17 protein-coding genes are annotated in these 16941 nt (G+C 38.8%); 16 read left to right on the top strand and 1 reads right to left on the bottom strand.

What is annotated here, in order from left to right; translation table 11 throughout:
- Positions 1-14 precede the first annotated feature (14 nt).
- From def to spoVM, 9 genes are all read left to right on the top strand, one after another.
- Complete coding sequence (gene def / locus ABC371_RS18830; RefSeq protein WP_412898194.1) at positions 15-488, top strand: peptide deformylase; 474 nt, start codon at positions 15-17, stop codon at positions 486-488.
- Between the two features lie 8 nt (positions 489-496).
- A complete protein-coding gene (fmt, locus tag ABC371_RS18825) occupies positions 497-1450 on the top strand; it encodes a methionyl-tRNA formyltransferase (protein WP_412898193.1) in 954 nt (317 codons plus the stop codon).
- Positions 1437-2780 (top strand): 16S rRNA (cytosine(967)-C(5))-methyltransferase RsmB, encoded by a 1344-nt coding sequence (rsmB, locus tag ABC371_RS18820; protein ID WP_412898192.1) that lies wholly within the window; start codon positions 1437-1439, stop codon positions 2778-2780. Before fmt ends, rsmB begins: the two co-directional genes overlap by 14 nt.
- 4 nt (positions 2781-2784) lie before the next feature.
- A complete protein-coding gene (rlmN, locus tag ABC371_RS18815) occupies positions 2785-3879 on the top strand; it encodes a dual-specificity RNA methyltransferase RlmN (RefSeq protein WP_412898191.1) in 1095 nt (364 codons plus the stop codon).
- Positions 3880-3884: 5 nt separating this feature from the next.
- On the top strand, positions 3885-4634 hold the full coding sequence (locus ABC371_RS18810; protein ID WP_412899391.1) for a Stp1/IreP family PP2C-type Ser/Thr phosphatase: 750 nt from the start codon (positions 3885-3887) through the stop codon (positions 4632-4634).
- Positions 4635-4638: 4 nt separating this feature from the next.
- Positions 4639-6597 carry a Stk1 family PASTA domain-containing Ser/Thr kinase gene (gene pknB, locus ABC371_RS18805; protein ID WP_412898190.1) on the top strand — a complete coding sequence of 653 codons (1959 nt, stop codon included), beginning with the start codon at positions 4639-4641 and terminating at the stop codon, positions 6595-6597.
- A 73-nt stretch (positions 6598-6670) separates the two neighbouring features.
- Positions 6671-7555 (top strand): ribosome small subunit-dependent GTPase A, encoded by an 885-nt coding sequence (gene rsgA, locus ABC371_RS18800; protein ID WP_412898189.1) that lies wholly within the window; start codon positions 6671-6673, stop codon positions 7553-7555.
- A gap of 2 nt (positions 7556-7557) precedes the next feature.
- Complete coding sequence (gene rpe / locus ABC371_RS18795) at positions 7558-8205, top strand: ribulose-phosphate 3-epimerase (protein WP_412898188.1); 648 nt, start codon at positions 7558-7560, stop codon at positions 8203-8205.
- Between the two features lie 259 nt (positions 8206-8464).
- Positions 8465-8545, top strand: coding sequence for a stage V sporulation protein SpoVM (gene spoVM / locus ABC371_RS18790; RefSeq protein WP_010282530.1), 81 nt, complete (start codon positions 8465-8467; stop codon positions 8543-8545).
- Positions 8546-8749: 204 nt separating this feature from the next.
- Here the strand turns inward: spoVM and rpmB are convergent, their stop codons facing one another.
- Positions 8750-8938, bottom strand: a complete 189-nt coding sequence (gene rpmB, locus ABC371_RS18785; RefSeq protein ID WP_010282529.1) for a 50S ribosomal protein L28 — start codon at positions 8936-8938, stop codon at positions 8750-8752.
- A gap of 271 nt (positions 8939-9209) precedes the next feature.
- Between rpmB and ABC371_RS18780 the strand changes: the two genes are divergently transcribed.
- The 7 genes from ABC371_RS18780 to plsX all read left to right on the top strand — a co-directional run bounded on the left by ABC371_RS18780 (position 9210) and on the right by plsX (position 16933).
- Positions 9210-9572: an Asp23/Gls24 family envelope stress response protein gene (locus ABC371_RS18780; protein WP_116350621.1), complete on the top strand. Its 363-nt coding sequence runs from the start codon at positions 9210-9212 to the stop codon at positions 9570-9572.
- Positions 9573-9588: 16 nt separating this feature from the next.
- Complete coding sequence (locus ABC371_RS18775; RefSeq protein WP_412898187.1) at positions 9589-11271, top strand: DAK2 domain-containing protein; 1683 nt, start codon at positions 9589-9591, stop codon at positions 11269-11271.
- Positions 11272-11421: 150 nt separating this feature from the next.
- Positions 11422-12084: an L-serine ammonia-lyase, iron-sulfur-dependent subunit beta gene (gene sdaAB / locus ABC371_RS18770; protein ID WP_412898186.1), complete on the top strand. Its 663-nt coding sequence runs from the start codon at positions 11422-11424 to the stop codon at positions 12082-12084.
- Between the two features lie 171 nt (positions 12085-12255).
- On the top strand, positions 12256-13143 hold the full coding sequence (gene sdaAA, locus ABC371_RS18765; RefSeq protein ID WP_412898185.1) for an L-serine ammonia-lyase, iron-sulfur-dependent, subunit alpha: 888 nt from the start codon (positions 12256-12258) through the stop codon (positions 13141-13143).
- A complete protein-coding gene (recG, locus tag ABC371_RS18760; RefSeq protein ID WP_412898184.1) occupies positions 13136-15184 on the top strand; it encodes an ATP-dependent DNA helicase RecG in 2049 nt (682 codons plus the stop codon). Before sdaAA ends, recG begins: the two co-directional genes overlap by 8 nt.
- A 113-nt stretch (positions 15185-15297) precedes the next feature.
- A complete protein-coding gene (fapR, locus tag ABC371_RS18755; RefSeq protein ID WP_412898183.1) occupies positions 15298-15873 on the top strand; it encodes a transcription factor FapR in 576 nt (191 codons plus the stop codon).
- Between the two features lie 58 nt (positions 15874-15931).
- On the top strand, positions 15932-16933 hold the full coding sequence (plsX, locus tag ABC371_RS18750) for a phosphate acyltransferase PlsX (RefSeq protein WP_412898182.1): 1002 nt from the start codon (positions 15932-15934) through the stop codon (positions 16931-16933).
- The last annotated feature ends 8 nt before the right edge of the window (positions 16934-16941 follow it).

Genomic DNA, 16941 nt, shown 5'->3' with positions numbered 1-16941 from the left:
TTGGAGGAACTCGCTTGTCTTTATTACCAATTGTTAAATATCCAAATGAAATACTCGAAGTAGAATGTGAAAAGGTGACAACCTTTGATCGAAAATTATCGAAATTAATCAAAGATATGTATGATACAATGCTTGAGGCGGACGGTGTTGGCTTAGCAGCTCCTCAAGTTGGAGTTGCAAAACAAATCGCGATCGTTGATATAGGAGACGAGAGTGGACTCATTGAATTGATAAATCCCGTGATCCTTGAGCAAAAAGGGGAACAGGTTGGTCCAGAAGGCTGTCTAAGTTTTCCGGACCTTTTTGGTGAAGTAACCCGTTATGATTACATTAAGGTGAGAGCTCAAAACCGAAGAGGAAAAATATACGTATTTGAGGCAAGAGATTTCTTAGCTAGAGCCATTCAGCATGAAATTGATCATCTTCACGGTATTTTATTTACCTCAAAGGTGAACCGTTTTTATGAAGAAGGAGAAATTGAAGGGTAGGTAATGATATGGAACGTATTGTATTTATGGGTACCCCGGACTTTTCAGTACCTGTTTTACGTCAAATAATAGAGGATGGCTACGAGGTTGTAGCTGTTGTGACACAACCGGATAGACCAGTAGGAAGAAAAAGAGTGTTAACACCACCACCTGTTAAAGTTGAGGCGTTAACACATAATATCCCAGTCCTACAACCAAATAAAATAAGAGAACAACAAGAAATCGAACAAGTGTTAAGCTATAAGCCCGATTTAATCATAACTGCGGCATTTGGGCAAATCCTTCCAAAAGAACTACTGGAAGCTCCTAAGTATGGATGTATAAATGTACATGCATCTTTACTACCTGAGCTAAGAGGAGGAGCGCCGATTCATTATTCACTCCTTCAAGGAAAGAAAAAAACAGGTGTTACCATTATGTATATGGTTGAAAAGCTTGATGCAGGGGATATTTTAACACAAGTAGAAATCCCAATTTTAGAGACAGACCATGTTGGTTCATTACATGACAAATTAAGTGTGGCTGGTTCCAAGCTTTTATCGGAAACCCTGCCTTTACTTTTAGATAATAAAATCACGCCGATAAAGCAGGATGATTCCAAGGCAACATTTGCTTCAAACATTAAACGCGAACAGGAAAAGATAGATTGGACTAAAGATGGAGAGGATATTTATAACCATATCCGCGGGCTCCACCCTTGGCCTGTTGCATATACCACATTACATGGAGAGGTCATGAAAATCTGGTGGGGAGAAAAGATACCATCCTCTACATCAAAACCCTGCGGTACTGTTGCTTCAATTGAAAAAGATGGCTTTATTGTTTCGACTGGGAATACTACTTTTATAAAAATCACTCAACTCCAGCCTGCCGGAAAGAAAAAGATGACTGCAGCGCAATTTTTAATGGGGGCAGATTTACAGGTAGGGACTCAGTTAGGAGACAACGATGACGAAGACTAATGTTCGAAATGTAGCACTTGAAATATTATTACAAATTGAGAAAAACCAGGCATATAGCAATATCCTCTTGAACCAAATGATTAAAAAGCATGAGGTAAAAGGGAAAGATGTAGGGCTGCTCACCGAGATTGTTTACGGTACGATCCAACGTCGCGATACACTCGATTATTATTTAGCTCCATTTTTAAAGAAGAGTAAAAAGCTTGATCAATGGGTAAGAATCCTATTAAGGCTTTCCCTCTACCAAATGGTTTTTTTAGACAGAGTACCAGAACGGGCGATCTTTTTTGAAGCGGTCGAAATCGCCAAAAAAAGAGGACATAAAGGAACGGCTTCACTTGTAAATGGAGTGCTACGTTCCGTCCAACGCGAGGGTTTGCCTTCACTAGATCAACTTAAAGATGATGTGGAACGACTCGCAATTGAAACGAGTCACCCACTATGGCTTGTTAAGCGATGGGTCCGGCAAATTGGAATGGAAGAAACTCGAAAAATGTGTGAGATCAATTGTACTCCTCCAGAACAAACTGCCCGTGTCAATCGTGTATTGACAACGCGAGACGAGCTTATTCAAATGCTTAAAGAAGATGGAATCGAAGCGGAAGAGGGTACCGTTTCTGTTGATGCTATTAAAGCTACTCGAGGAAATCTAGTCCATGCAAAAGCCTTTAAGGAAGGCTATCTTACCATCCAGGATGAAAGTTCCATGCTTGTGGCCCGTGCTCTTGGTGTTGAAAAAGACGATCAAATTCTTGACAGCTGCGCTGCACCTGGTGGTAAAACAACACATATTGCTGAATTACTGGACAATACAGGTAAGGTTTTTTCGATAGATCTCCATAAACATAAAGTTAAATTAATAAATGAAGCCGTAAACCGCTTGGGGCTTGAAAATGTGGAGACAAAAGCACTTGATAGTAGAAACGCAAGCGAAGTTTTCAAAGCACAACGTTTTGATAAGATTCTCGTTGATGCCCCTTGTTCAGGTTTTGGGGTTATTAGAAGAAAGCCAGACATAAAATATGCAAAATCAGAATTAGACAATGGAAACCTTGCAAAAATACAATTAGACATTTTAAATGAGGTTTCAACTTTATTAAAAAAAGATGGTATACTCGTGTATAGCACATGTACAATAGAGTACGAAGAAAATGAAGGTGTCATTAAAGCCTTCCTTGAACAAAATGGAGATTTTATGTTAGATGAAACAATAGAAAATTACCTGCCTGAAATAGTGAAGCCATATCTTAAAAATGGACAACTTCAGCTTTATCCACATTATTTTGGAACGGATGGATTTTATATTGCAAGATTAAGAAAGCGGGTGTAAAGTATTGGAAGAAGTACAAACAACTAGAAGAAAAAAACAAAACTTACCAAATTCGAAACCATCCATTTATTCTCTTCAATTAGAAGAAATCGAAAACTGGCTCATTGAAAACGGTGAGAAAAAATTTCGAGGAAATCAGATTTTTGAATGGCTCTACACAAAGCGGGTAACATCATTTGATGAGATGACTAACTTATCAAATGTACTAAGACAAAAGCTTGCTGAACATTTTACAATAACAACACTTAAAACAATCATCCAGCAAACATCGGCTGATGGAACGATGAAGTTTTTATTTGAACTACATGATGGATATTCGATTGAAACAGTTCTTATGAGACATAGCTATGGGAACTCAATTTGTGTGACAACACAGGTTGGTTGCCGTATCGGCTGTACCTTCTGTGCGTCAACATTAGGTGGCCTAAAGCGAAATCTTGAGGCTGGCGAAATTGTTGCCCAAGTGGTAAAGGTTCAAAAAGCATTGGATGAACTTGGTGAGCGAGTAAGTCATTTAGTCATTATGGGTATTGGTGAACCATTTGATAATTACGATCAAATGCTTTCATTCCTAAAAATTATTAATCATGATAAAGGACTAAATATTGGGGCACGTCATATTACCGTTTCTACAAGTGGAATCATCCCAAAAATCTATAAGTTTGCAGATGAAAAATTACAAATAAATTTTGCAATCTCTTTACATGCACCTAATACAGAAATTAGAAGCAGATTGATGCCAATTAATCGCGCATATAAACTGCCAGATCTAATGGACGCAGTACGCTACTATATTGAAAAAACAGGGAGAAGAATTAGCTTTGAATACGGGTTGTTTGGTGGTGTCAACGATCAAGTTGAACATGCTGAGGAACTTGCGGAGCTATTAAAGGGAATTAAGTGTCATGTTAATTTAATTCCCGTCAATTATGTTCCTGAACGCGATTATGTGAGAACACCAAGAGAGCAGATCTTTGAATTTGAAAAGACATTAAAGAAGCATGGTGTGAATGTCACAATTCGACGTGAACAAGGTCATGATATCGATGCTGCCTGTGGTCAATTACGAGCAAAGGAGCGTAAAGAGGAGACGAGGTGAACCAAATGAAGTCGTTCTTTTTGACAAACCGGGGAAAAGTAAGGCAAATCAATGAAGATAGCTGTGGTGTTTACCATAATAAGGATGGACAAATATTAGCGGTTGTAGCTGATGGTATGGGCGGGCATTTAGCTGGTGATGTTGCAAGTCATATGACAACATCACAGCTCCAGTCCTACTGGGAAGCAAGCGAAAAGCTCACCACATCCGAATTAGCTGAAAGATGGCTAGAAGAGCATATCTTAAAAATTAATTCCAACCTATTCACACATTCCCAAGAAAATGAGGAATGCAAAGGTATGGGAACGACTATTGTTGCTGCAATATGTACGGACCTATTTACCACAGTAGCTCATATCGGTGATAGTCGTTGCTATTGTTTGAATAGTCATGGATTCCAACAAATTACGGAAGATCATTCACTCGTGAATGAACTTGTTCGTTCAGGTCATATTTCTAAAGAAGATGCAGAGCATCATCCACGAAAGAATGTTGTTTTACGTGCATTAGGTACGGAAGCAAATGTCCAAATGGATTTAAAAACATTAATATTAGAAGAAGGCGATATGCTTTTAATCTGCTCAGACGGTTTGTCTAATAAAGTCTCGGAAGTGGAATTAAAAAGTATTCTCGAAAGTGACGATTCAATCGAAAAAAGATGCGAAAAACTTGTTCAATTGGCCAATGACAATGGCGGAGAAGATAATATAACACTCGTAATCGTCGATTACACGTCTGAAAGTGAGGGAGAATAATCCTATGCTTATTGGTAGACGATTAAGTGGCCGTTATAAAATTCTCGAAGTCATTGGTGGGGGCGGAATGGCAAATGTCTATCTTGCACGTGACGTAATTCTCGAACGAGATGTCGCCATTAAAGTTCTCCGGTTAGATTTTTCAAATGATGAAGAATTTATCAAGCGCTTTAGACGAGAAGCCCATGCGGCTACAAGTTTGGCTCATCCAAATATTGTAAGTATTTACGATGTTGGTGAAGAAGAGGATATTTATTATATCGTAATGGAATATGTTCCAGGCCAAACCTTAAAACAATACATACAACGAAATGCACCGCTTCATCCAAAAGAAGCAATAAATATTATGTTGCAGCTTACTTCTGCAATCACACACGCACACCAAAATCAGATTGTTCACCGTGACATTAAGCCTCAAAATATCTTAATTGATCACGACGGCACAGTAAAGGTAACTGATTTTGGGATTGCAGTTGCACTTAGCTCAACAACGATAACCCAAACAAATTCTGTGCTAGGTTCAGTTCATTATTTGTCACCAGAACAAGCAAGAGGCGGCATGTCAACCCGAAAGTCCGACATCTATTCTCTAGGTATTGTGATGTTTGAGCTCTTAACAGGTCGTGTTCCTTTTGAAGGTGAATCTGCTGTATCGATTGCACTCAAGCATTTGCAAACAGATACTCCGTCACCAAAAAGATGGAATGCTACAATCCCACAGAGTGTTGAAAATATTATTTTAAAAGCGACTGCAAAAGACCCATTCCATCGCTACGATACAGCTGAAGAAATGGAAGAAGATTTGCAGACAGCGCTTTTCCCTAATCGTTTAAACGAAGAAAAATTTGTTATACCCGATATGGATGATGAAGTGACAAAAGCTATTCCAATTATCAAGGAAAATAGCCCATTATCAACTGAAACACTAGTCAGAGACTCTCAGAAGAACAATAATCAGACTGAGAAGGACGAGCCAAAACCAAAGAAAAAGAAGAAAAATAGGCTTTTAGTAACACTTGCCATCATCTTTTTCTTTATCATAGGCGCTGGTGTAGCAGCAGTTACGGTTTTTCCAGCTTTATTTTTACCGAAGGATGTTGAAGTACCTAACGTTTCAAATATGGATTATGATCGAGCCGTTACCAAATTGAAGGAAGCTGGATTTACGATTGGTGACACCATTGAAATCAGTGATCAAGACATCCAAGAAGGATATATTGTTCGGACAGACCCCGAAGCAGGAGCTTCTGTAAAGGAAGGCGCCACGATTGATTTATACGAAAGTACCGGCAAAAAGAAAGTGGCATTTAAGGATTATATAGGTAAAGATTTCGAGGAAGTTAAGGCCAAATTAGATAAAGAAAATTATTTTTATGTAAAAAAGGAAGAAGAATTTAATGAGAGTGCTCCTGGAACCATTCTTAAACAATCAATTGAAGCAGGAGAAGAAGTTGTTCCAGAAGAAACTGAGGTTACCTTTACGATAAGTAAAGGACTCGAAACTATTAAACTTGCTGATTTAACATATTATCCAACAAAAGCACTTGATGAATATTCAAGGACAACGGGGCTCAATATTGACTACAAAGAAGAACAATTTTCAAATGATATTCCAGCAGGTCAAGCGATTTCTCAATCACCAGAACAAGGGGCAGAGGTAACGAAGGGCGCTAAGGTCAAAGTAATTATGTCAAAAGGTCCTGAACCTAAAAAGCCGGCAACGGTTAAACGTACTTTAACAATTGAATATACACCTGATGAAGAAGGCAATCCACAGTTGGTGAAAATTTATATTGAGGATGCAGATCATAAAATCACGGAAGTATATAAACAGATTGAAATCAAGGAAACACAAAAAATTGATATTAATTTTGTCATTAATCCAGGAGAAACTGCAGAATACCTGGTGTATATTGATAATGAACCTTCTATGAAAGAGGAAATTCCTTATCCAGAAGAATAGGTTGAAAATGGGTTGCGTACATTGAGTTCCCTGATATGTCGAAACGAATGAAATGAAAACAAGGAGTGAAACTATGCCAGAAGGCAAAATTATTAAAGCATTAAGCGGTTTTTATTATGTTCAAGACGAAAATGGAGAACTGATTCAATGTCGTGGTAGAGGGGTCTTTCGCAAAAATAAAGTCACCCCATTGGTAGGCGATCATGTTCTATTTCAGGCAGAAAATAGCACGGATGGCTATATTTTAGAAGTGTTGGAACGGAAAAATGAATTGGTTCGTCCGCCAATTGCAAATGTTGATCAAGCTATTTTAGTTTTTTCAGCGATTAAACCCGATTTCAGTCCATTGTTGTTAGATCGCTTTCTGGTTTTAGTTGAATCCAACGATATAGAACCTATTATTTGTATTAGTAAAACGGATTTAATATCGGATGAGGCGGTTCAAGAAATAAAAGAATATGCAAGAAACTATCGAGAAATCGGTTATCATGTCCTATTAACGTCGACGAAGGAAAAAGAAGGGCTTGACCAGCTTCTACCGTTATTGGAAAATCGAATTTCAGTATTTGCTGGTCAATCCGGTGTAGGGAAATCTTCCTTGTTAAATTCGCTTCGACCAGATTTAGAACTAGAAACAAATGAAATTTCAATGTCATTAGGCAGGGGGAAGCATACGACAAGACATGTTGAATTAATTGAAATCGGCAATGGGCTTGTTGCAGATACCCCGGGATTTAGTTCGTTAGAGTTTCTTACAATTGAAGCTGAGGAACTTGCATATTGCTTCCCGGAAATATATGAAGTAGGTGCAAATTGTAAATTTCGTGGTTGCACCCATATTTCTGAGCCGAAGTGTGCTGTCAGACAAAGCGTAGAGGATGGAAGTATCGAACAATTTCGGTATAACCACTATGTAAGTTTTTATGAGGAAATAAAGGAAAGAAAGCCGAGGTATTAATCATGATTAAAATTGCACCATCCATTCTTTCAGCAGATTTTGCAAAGCTTGGAGAAGAGATCAAGGATGTTGAAAATGGGGGAGCAGACTATATTCATGTAGATGTCATGGATGGTCACTTTGTTCCAAATATTACAATCGGTCCACTTATCGTAGAAGCGATTAGACCTATTACGAAATTACCATTAGATGTTCATTTGATGATTGAAAATCCCGATCAATATATTCCAGCTTTTGCAAAAGCTGGCGCGGACTTTTTAACGGTTCATGTAGAGGCATGTCCACATCTGCATCGCACCATTCAGCTAATTAAATCTCATGGTGTAAAGGCTGGTGTTGTTTTAAACCCAGCCACCCCTGTTGATTCGATTAAGCATGTGATTGAGGATATTGATTTAGTGTTATTAATGACAGTAAACCCTGGATTTGGTGGGCAAAAATTCATCCATTCTGTCCTTCCTAAAATTGAGGAAGTTGCACAGATGGTCAAAGAAAAGAATTTGAATGTAGAGATCGAAGTTGACGGAGGAGTCAATCAAGAAACGGCAAGACTTTGTGTCCAGGCAGGTGCAAATGTTCTTGTTGCTGGATCAGCAATCTATGATCAAGAAGATCGGAAGGCAGCAATCGAGAAAATACGTAGTTTGTAGAAAGAGCAGAAATTCCTGCTCTTTTTTTTATGCTTGGTTGTATATTGATTCTAAGTGAAACCGATGTTTTAGTAATAATCTTCAATTGAATTGTACTTTTTTTCATCGAAAGGGCATAAGAATGTTTTAAGAGGTTTCCATGAAATTGCTTTTATTTATATGTACTTTGGTACTATTTTTTTTCATTTGAATATTAATAATAAGGTAGACCGTGTGAATTCAAAGAAAGTACGTGGATATTGCATTGAGGAGGGAAAGTATGAAATTTTATACAATTAAGTTACCAAAGTTCTTAGGCGGTATCGTCCGTGCGATGTTAGGTTCATTTAAAAAAGGATAAAAAAAGCACCGTCCATAGGTGCTTTTTTTGTGCGAATTTTTAGCTCTTACGATTTGTAAGAGCTAATGCGCTTCTTTATTGTCTGGCTCCAGGCACCATTGGCTCACGGGTCTAAGCCAAGCCCTTCGGAAGGCAAATAACGCCTTCGGTCAGGTCTTTTCTTATGCTTGTCGCCGATAGACGGGCGCCTTGCGCTTTTCTTTATTACACGCGTTCTACTTTACCAGATTTTAATGCTCTTGCAGAAACGTATACGCGTTTTGGTTTACCATCAACTAAAATACGAACTTTTTGTAGGTTAGCTCCCCATTTACGTTTTGAAGCGTTCATTGCATGGGAACGAGCGTTACCAGTAGTAGTTTTTCTACCTGTGATTACACATTTACGTGCCATTCTATTTCCCTCCTAACTTACATAGCAACAATCTAACATATCGCTTTCTTCATAGAAATACTTATATAATTTATCATAACTGATGGGATATTGCAATACTTCAAAACCTGCGTTTAAAGGAAAAATACTTGTCATGACATAGATATTTTTAAAAGTTATATACTAAATCATAATGAATCCATAATAGAACCCGACGAATTACTTTTAAAATATGCGATATTATAGTAAAATGACTGTAGCCAAGGTGAACAATTATAAGGGGGAGTCTCTCATGTCCATCGAATTAAAAACAAAGTACGGACAAATTGATATATCAAACGATGTAATTGCAACAGTTGCTGGTGGAGCTGCTATCGATTGTTACGGTATCGTCGGAATGGCGTCACGAAAGCAAATAAAAGATGGTATCTCTGAGCTTTTACGAAAAGAAAATTTTGCCCGTGGTATTGTTGTTCGTCAAGAAAATGATGAAGTGCATATCGACATGTACATAATTGTAAGTTATGGCACGAAAATTTCTGAGGTTGCCCACAATGTTCAATCTAAGGTGAAATATACATTAGACCAAACAGTAGGACTTGCTGTAAGCTCGGTTAATATTTACGTGCAAGGAGTTCGTGTTACGAACCCATAAAGAGGAGGAAAATTGCGTGTCAATTACTACATTAGATGGAAAACGTTTTGCAAAAATGGTGTTATTAGGAGCTACTCATTTATCTAATAACGCAAAAATGGTAGATGCCCTTAACGTTTTCCCTGTTCCAGATGGTGATACCGGAACGAATATGAATCTTTCCATGACATCTGGTGCAAAGGAAGTAAAAAATAATGTTACCCCACATATTGGTAAAGTCGGAGCATCATTAGCGCGAGGATTATTAATGGGTGCCCGTGGTAACTCTGGGGTTATTCTATCTCAGCTTTTCAGAGGCTTTTCCAAGGCTATCGAACAAAAGGAAACGTTGAATGCTAATGAATTTGCCCATGCTTTTGAAATGGGTGTAGAAACAGCATATAAGGCTGTTATGAAACCTGTGGAAGGAACGATTCTAACAGTTGCAAAAGATGCTGCTAAACGTGCGGTTGCAGTTGCGAATAACGAGTCTGATATCATTATTGTGATGGACGAACTTTTAAAAGAAGCAAAGGCGTCATTAAATCGTACACCTGATCTATTACCTGTATTGAAGGAAGTTGGGGTTGTCGATAGTGGCGGACAAGGATTAGTCCTTGTTTACGAAGGATTCCTATCAGAATTAAAGGGTGAAACAATTGAGAACATGTCAATTGCAGCACCATCAATGAATGAACTTGTTAATGCAGAACATCATAAAAGTGTTCAAAGTCATATGAATACTGAGGATATCGTATTTGGTTACTGTACAGAATTTATGGTGAAGTTTGAAGAGGAAAAAACGAGCAAACATCCATTTTCTGAAGAACAGTTCCGAAATGATTTAAGTCGTTTTGGTGATTCTTTATTAGTGATCTCTGACGATGATATTGCGAAAGTACATATCCATTCCGAGCAGCCTGGTGAGGTTTTATCCTATGGCCAACGTTATGGAAGCTTAATCAAAATGAAGATAGAAAATATGCGCGAGCAGCATACGGCTATTCTAAATGAAGATGAAGCACATGCTCCAGTACAGGAGAAACCTAACAAAGAAAAAGAGAAATTTGCGATCATCACTGTTGCTATGGGTACGGGAATTACCGAGTTGTTTAAGAGTATCGGTGCACATGTTGTGATTGAGGGTGGCCAAACGATGAATCCAAGTACTGAGGATTTTGTAAAAGCAATTGAATCAGTACATGCGGAAAACTTTATCCTTCTGCCTAATAACAAAAATATCATAATGGCAGCTGAACAGGCAGCTTCTGTCGTTGAAGGAAATGTGATTGTTGTTCCTTCACGCACCGTGCCTCAAGGGATGTCTGCATTACTTGCATTTAACCCATCGGGTGAATTAGATGCAAATAAAGCAACTATGACAAGTGCATTAAGCAATGTAAAGACTGGTCAAATCACATATGCAGTACGTGATACGAATATAGATGGAATCGACATTGCCAAAGATGATTTCATGGGAATTGCAGATGGAAAAATTGTCGTTACCGACAAGGATAAGTTAAAAGCGGCTAAAGACCTTTTAGCAAAGATTATTTCTGATGATGACGATGAAATTGTAACTATTATTTATGGTCAGGACGCTTCAGAAGATGAGGTACATGCAATTGTCCAATATCTTGAAGAAGAGTATGAGGACATAGAGGTTGAAGCACATAATGGTGAGCAACCACTTTACGCATTTATTTTCTCAGTTGAATAAAGGTACAAAATAGAAGGGATTTATCCCTTCTATTTCAATGTCTGGGGACAATTTCCTGTAGATAAAAAAGTCACAGACAAATAGAGTAATATGTAGGAACATAGTTTTGCCTTACTCCATATAAATTATCGTAAGTAAGGGGGAGAGTAGATGAAATTTAGAAGTGTTTTTGATATTATTGGTCCGGTTATGATTGGTCCTTCAAGCTCGCATACAGCAGGTGCGGCTCGTATCGGGAGGGTGGCTAGAAGTTTGTTTGGGCGTGAACCTAAATGGGCAAACATCTCATTTTATGGATCTTTTGCCGAGACGTATAAAGGCCACGGTACAGATGTGGCGATCATTGGTGGTTTGCTTGATTTTGACACATTTGATGAAAGAATAAAGACATCATTGGAAATTGCCAATGATGCAGGTATTAAGATAAAGTTTGTTGAAGAGGAAGCTATTCCAGAACACCCTAATACCGCACGAGTTTCAATCGGTGATGATGAAGGGGAATTGGAGCTTGTTGGAATTTCTATAGGTGGCGGAAAAATTGAAATTACTGAATTGAATGGGTTTGAGCTTCGTTTATCTGGAAATCATCCAGCCATACTTGTCGTTCACAATGACCGCTATGGTGCTATTGCTGGTGTTGCAAATGTGCTTGCGAAATTTGCCATCAATATTGGACATATGGAAGTGGCGAGGAAAGAAAAAGGAATGCAAGCTCTTATGACAATTGAAGTGGATCAAAACATCGACGAGCATGTTTTAGATGAACTTTCTACCTTACCCAATATCTTAAAGGTTACTAAAATTGTCGAATAGGCACCATTTATAAAACGTTTGCACGTTATCAATGTCTAGCTCCAGGCGCCATCGGCTCACGGGTCATAAGCCAATCGCTTCGGAAGGTAAAATGCACCTTCTGTCAGCGCTCGTCTTATGCTTGTCGCCGATAATCGGGCACCTTGCACTTTTCTGACAGGAGGTTTTTATATGTTTCGTAATGTTGCTGAGTTAGTAGAACTTGCTACAACTAAGAAAATGAAAATAGCAGATGTGATGATTGAACAAGAGGTTGAAGTAACAGGAAAAACTCGTGAAGTAATCATTGCTCAAATGGAACGTAATCTAGAAGTAATGGAAAAAGCTGTTGAAAGAGGGTTAGCCGGTGTTTCATCTCATTCTGGTTTAACAGGTGGAGATGCGGTTCTCTTACAAAATTATATAAAAAAAGGTAACTTCTTAACTGGTAAAACCGTTTTAGATGCTGTCAGTATGGCTGTTGCAACAAACGAGGTCAATGCTGCAATGGGAACGATATGTGCAACACCTACTGCTGGTTCTGCTGGTGTTGTGCCAGGGACTTTATTTGCGGTTAAGGAGAAATTAAATCCGACAAAAGAGCAAATGGTTCAGTTTTTATTTACTGCTGGGGCCTTTGGATTTGTTGTTGCAAACAATGCCTCGATTTCAGGTGCTGCAGGTGGCTGCCAAGCAGAAGTTGGTTCTGCTGCTGGAATGGCTGCAGCGGCAATTGTTGAAATGGCAGGAGGATCTCCACAGCAATCTGCTGAAGCCATGGCGATTACATTAAAAAACATGCTTGGACTCGTTTGTGATCCAGTTGCTGGGCTTGTCGAGGTGCCATGTGTAAAGCGTAATGCAATGGGAGCAGCAAATGCGATGGTAGCTGCAGATATGGCATTAGCAGGTGTTACCAGTCGAATCCCATGTGATGAAGTAATCGATGCAATGTATAGAATAGGTCAAACCATGCCGACGGCGTTAAAAGAAACAGCACAGGGAGGGCTAGCGGCAACTCCAACAGGTCGTGCCCTTGAGGCAAAGATCTTTGGGATTTCGCTAAACAAAAGTGAATAGTCATTTACAGCAGCCTGTCACTGAAATAAAAGGAATCGGTGAAGAGACAGGTCTACAGCTTAATGAGATGCATATTTTCACTATTTCAGACCTACTTTTATACTTTCCATATCGATTTGAAGATTATAGTTTGCGAGACCTTGCGGAGGTCAAGCATGAGGAGAAAATTACGATTGAAGGTAAGGTTCATAGCGAACCACTGTTAACCTATTATAATCGGAAACGATCTCGCTTAACCTTCAGGGTCTTAGTAGGTCGCTATTTAATAACAGCGACCTGTTTCAATCGCCCGTACTATAAAAACAAAGTCTCCTTAAACGATACTGTAACGATAACAGGAAAATGGGATCAGCATCGGCAAACCGTAACTGTAAGTGAGATTGTTTTTGGTCCGATGATAAAAGATAACCGAATCGAACCGGTCTATTCAATTAAAGGAAAAATCACGATAAAAGGAATGAAGCGTTTTATTGCGCTTGCCCTTGGACAGTTTGGCGATCAAATTGAGGACAATCTTCCTGAACAATTATTAGCGACATATCGGCTTTTACCTAAGAAAGATGCAATTAAAATTATGCATCATCCAACTAGTCATCAGGATTTAAAACAAGCGAGACGGCGTTTTGTGTACGAAGAGTTTCTGCTTTTTCAATTAAAAATGCAAGCATTAAGAAAGTTTGAGCGAGAACAATCTGCTGGTGCAGCCATGGAGTTTCAGGTGGATAAATTAGAAGATTTTATGAATAGACTGCCATTTCCGTTGACAAATGCCCAAGATCGAGTTGTTACTGAGATTATGAATGACTTACGTTCTCCGTATCGAATGAATCGATTACTTCAAGGTGATGTTGGGTCAGGGAAAACTGTAGTAGCCGCTATCTCTTTGTATGCTGCCATCCTTTCGGGGTATCAGGGAGCATTAATGGTGCCTACAGAAATTTTAGCTGAACAGCATGCTCAGTCACTTGTTGAGCTTTTCTCGGATTATGGGTTAAATATTCAACTGCTAACAAGTTCTGTAAAGGGTAAACGAAGAAGAGAAATACTTGAACAGCTTGAAGCGGGAGATATTCATATTTTAGTAGGTACACATGCTCTTATCCAGGATGAAGTCAATTTCCATAAGCTTGGGCTCGTTATAACGGATGAGCAGCACCGCTTTGGTGTTGAACAACGGAGGATTTTAAGGGAAAAAGGTGAAAGTCCTGATGTCCTTTTTATGACTGCAACCCCAATCCCAAGAACACTTGCAATTACGGTTTTTGGTGAGATGGATGTTTCGGTAATCGACGAAATGCCAGCAGGACGTAAGAAAATTGAAACGTATTGGGTAAAGCATGAGATGCTTGAGCGGATTTTGGCATTTATTGAAAAAGAACTTGCTAAAGGGAGACAAGCCTATGTCATTTGCCCACTGATTGAGGAATCCGATAAGTTGGATGTTCAAAATGCAATCGATGTTCATACCATGCTCTCTTTTCATTTTCAAAACAAAGCGAAAGTTGGCTTAATGCATGGTCGATTATCAGCGGATGAAAAAGAAGATGTAATGCGACAATTTAGTGAAAATAAAGTTCAAATTCTCGTCTCCACAACTGTTGTTGAGGTAGGTGTGAACGTCCCAAATGCGACTATGATGGTCATTTATGATGCAGAACGTTTCGGTCTTTCACAGCTACACCAATTACGAGGACGTGTCGGAAGAGGTAGTGAACAGTCCTATTGTATTCTTCTCGCTGATCCAAAGTCTGAGGTTGGGAAAGAAAGAATGCGGATCATGACAGAGACAAATGATGGCTTTGTTCTTTCGGAAAAAGACTTGGAGCTTCGTGGACCTGGGGACTTCTTCGGTCGTAAACAAAGTGGTGTTCCTGAATTTAAGGTAGCAGATATGGTTCATGATTATCGTACCTTAGAGGTAGCGCGAAATGATGCTGCGAAATTAATTAATTCTAAGGCGTTTTGGGAGGATTCCTCTTACAAACACCTACGGGACGATTTGTTACAATCCGGTATTTTAGATGGAGAAAAATTGGATTAAACCATTTGTATTTAGAGGTGGATTGTAAGGATATTTTTTCTTGCAATCTGCTTTTTTTAATTATATACTTACTATTAGTACCTAGTCATAAGAGTGCGGACGGTGTATTTTTAATGAGAAGAAATAAAAAAGAACGGCAGCGACTGCTTCAGGAAACGATCGAGATGAATCCATTTATTACCGATGAAGAGTTAGCCGAAAAATTTAAGGTCAGTGTTCAAACGATTCGTTTGGACCGATTGGAGTTATCGATTCCTGAACTTCGTGAACGAATCAAAAATGTTGCCGAGAAAAAACTAGATGATGAAGTAAAAGCTTTGCCAATTGAAGAAGTCATTGGTGAAATTATAGATATTGAACTAGACCAAAGTGCTATTTCAATCTTTGATGTTACAAATGAGCATGTATTTAAACGAAACCAAATTGCTCGTGGGCACCATCTTTTTGCTCAAGCAAACTCATTAGCGGTTGCTGTGATTAATGATGAACTTGCGCTTACTGCTAAAGCTAATATTCGGTTTACGAGACAGGTAAAAGTAGGGGAACGGGTCATCGCGAAAGCAAAAGTGAAGGGCACCCAAGAAAAAGATAGAACAATTGTAGATGTAAATAGCTATGTTGGTAACGAACTCGTATTTTCCGGTGAATTTACAATGTATCGTTCTAATAAACAAGTTAAAACTGATTGATAATAGAGAACGAAACGTGTAGACAACTACCTAATAGCAAACAAAGGAATGAGACAAGATGAGACTTGCAATAGATGCAATGGGTGGGGATCATGCCCCAGAGGAAATTGTTAATGGTACAATGACTGCATTAAAGCATTATAAAGACCTTGAAGTAACTCTAATTGGTGATGAAGAAAAAATTCGTCAATACATAACGGAAGAAGATAGAATTACGATTATACATACAACCGAAGTAATTGAAGGCACAGATGAACCTGTTCGGGCTGTAAGACGGAAAAAGAATGCATCCATGGTCTTAATGGCGAAAGAAGTTAGTGAGGGGCGTGCTGATGCATGTATTTCAGCTGGAAATACAGGAGCTCTCATGACGGCAGGCCTTTTTATCGTCGGTAGAATTGAAGGAATTGACCGTCCAGCATTAGCACCTACTCTTCCTACTTTAGATAAAAAGGGTTTTCTTATGTTGGATGTGGGCGCAAATGTGGATGCGAAGCCTGAGCATTTGCTTCAATATGCGATCATGGGATCCATCTATTCGGAAAAGGTTCGAGGAGTGGTAAATCCAAGAGTGGGTTTATTAAATGTCGGTACGGAAGATAAAAAAGGAAATGATCTTACTAAGCATGCTTTTGAATTAATCAAAGCTACAAATCTCAATTTCGTTGGGAATGTAGAGGCAAGAGATTTACTAGACGGAGTGGCAGATGTAGTTGTTACAGATGGATTTACAGGAAATGTAGCCTTGAAAACAATCGAGGGTACTGCTCTTTCCATGTTTAAAATGCTCAAAACCGCTTTTACAAGCAATCTAAAAAGTAAAATTGCGGCAGGGCTTTTAATGCCAGAGTTAAAGGTTTTAAAAAAGACGCTCGATTACTCAGAATATGGTGGAGCCGGATTATTTGGCTTAAACGCACCTGTTATTAAAGCACATGGTTCTTCAGATGCCAATGGGATATTTAGTGCAGTTAGACAAACATACGAGATGGTTGAAAAAGATGTTTCAGGAACAATACGTAAAACACTAGAGGATATCAATCCAAAAGTAGATGAATAGGGGGAATA

It is taken from the genome of Bacillus jepli (assembly GCF_047238305.1).
Taxonomy (GTDB): domain Bacteria; phylum Bacillota; class Bacilli; order Bacillales; family Bacillaceae_L; genus Ferdinandcohnia.
Note: the sequence above shows the minus strand (reverse complement) of the source record. Positions and strands in the feature narration are given on the sequence as shown.

What these genes read in the sequence shown, in the direction of transcription:
- fapR (WP_412898183.1), top strand. Translation starts at nt 15,298, where the DNA reads ATGAGAAGAAATAAAAAAGAACGGCAGCGACTGCTTCAGGAAACGATC.
- rsgA (WP_412898189.1), top strand. Translation starts at nt 6,671, where the DNA reads ATGCCAGAAGGCAAAATTATTAAAGCATTAAGCGGTTTTTATTATGTT.
- ABC371_RS18780 (WP_116350621.1), top strand. Translation starts at nt 9,210, where the DNA reads ATGTCCATCGAATTAAAAACAAAGTACGGACAAATTGATATATCAAAC.
- rpmB (WP_010282529.1), bottom strand. Translation starts at nt 8,938, where the DNA reads ATGGCACGTAAATGTGTAATCACAGGTAGAAAAACTACTACTGGTAAC.
- plsX (WP_412898182.1), top strand. Translation starts at nt 15,932, where the DNA reads ATGAGACTTGCAATAGATGCAATGGGTGGGGATCATGCCCCAGAGGAA.
- rsmB (WP_412898192.1), top strand. Translation starts at nt 1,437, where the DNA reads ATGACGAAGACTAATGTTCGAAATGTAGCACTTGAAATATTATTACAA.
- fmt (WP_412898193.1), top strand. Translation starts at nt 497, where the DNA reads ATGGAACGTATTGTATTTATGGGTACCCCGGACTTTTCAGTACCTGTT.
- pknB (WP_412898190.1), top strand. Translation starts at nt 4,639, where the DNA reads ATGCTTATTGGTAGACGATTAAGTGGCCGTTATAAAATTCTCGAAGTC.
- sdaAB (WP_412898186.1), top strand. Translation starts at nt 11,422, where the DNA reads ATGAAATTTAGAAGTGTTTTTGATATTATTGGTCCGGTTATGATTGGT.
- sdaAA (WP_412898185.1), top strand. Translation starts at nt 12,256, where the DNA reads ATGTTTCGTAATGTTGCTGAGTTAGTAGAACTTGCTACAACTAAGAAA.
- ABC371_RS18810 (WP_412899391.1), top strand. Translation starts at nt 3,885, where the DNA reads ATGAAGTCGTTCTTTTTGACAAACCGGGGAAAAGTAAGGCAAATCAAT.
- rpe (WP_412898188.1), top strand. Translation starts at nt 7,558, where the DNA reads ATGATTAAAATTGCACCATCCATTCTTTCAGCAGATTTTGCAAAGCTT.
- spoVM (WP_010282530.1), top strand. Translation starts at nt 8,465, where the DNA reads ATGAAATTTTATACAATTAAGTTACCAAAGTTCTTAGGCGGTATCGTC.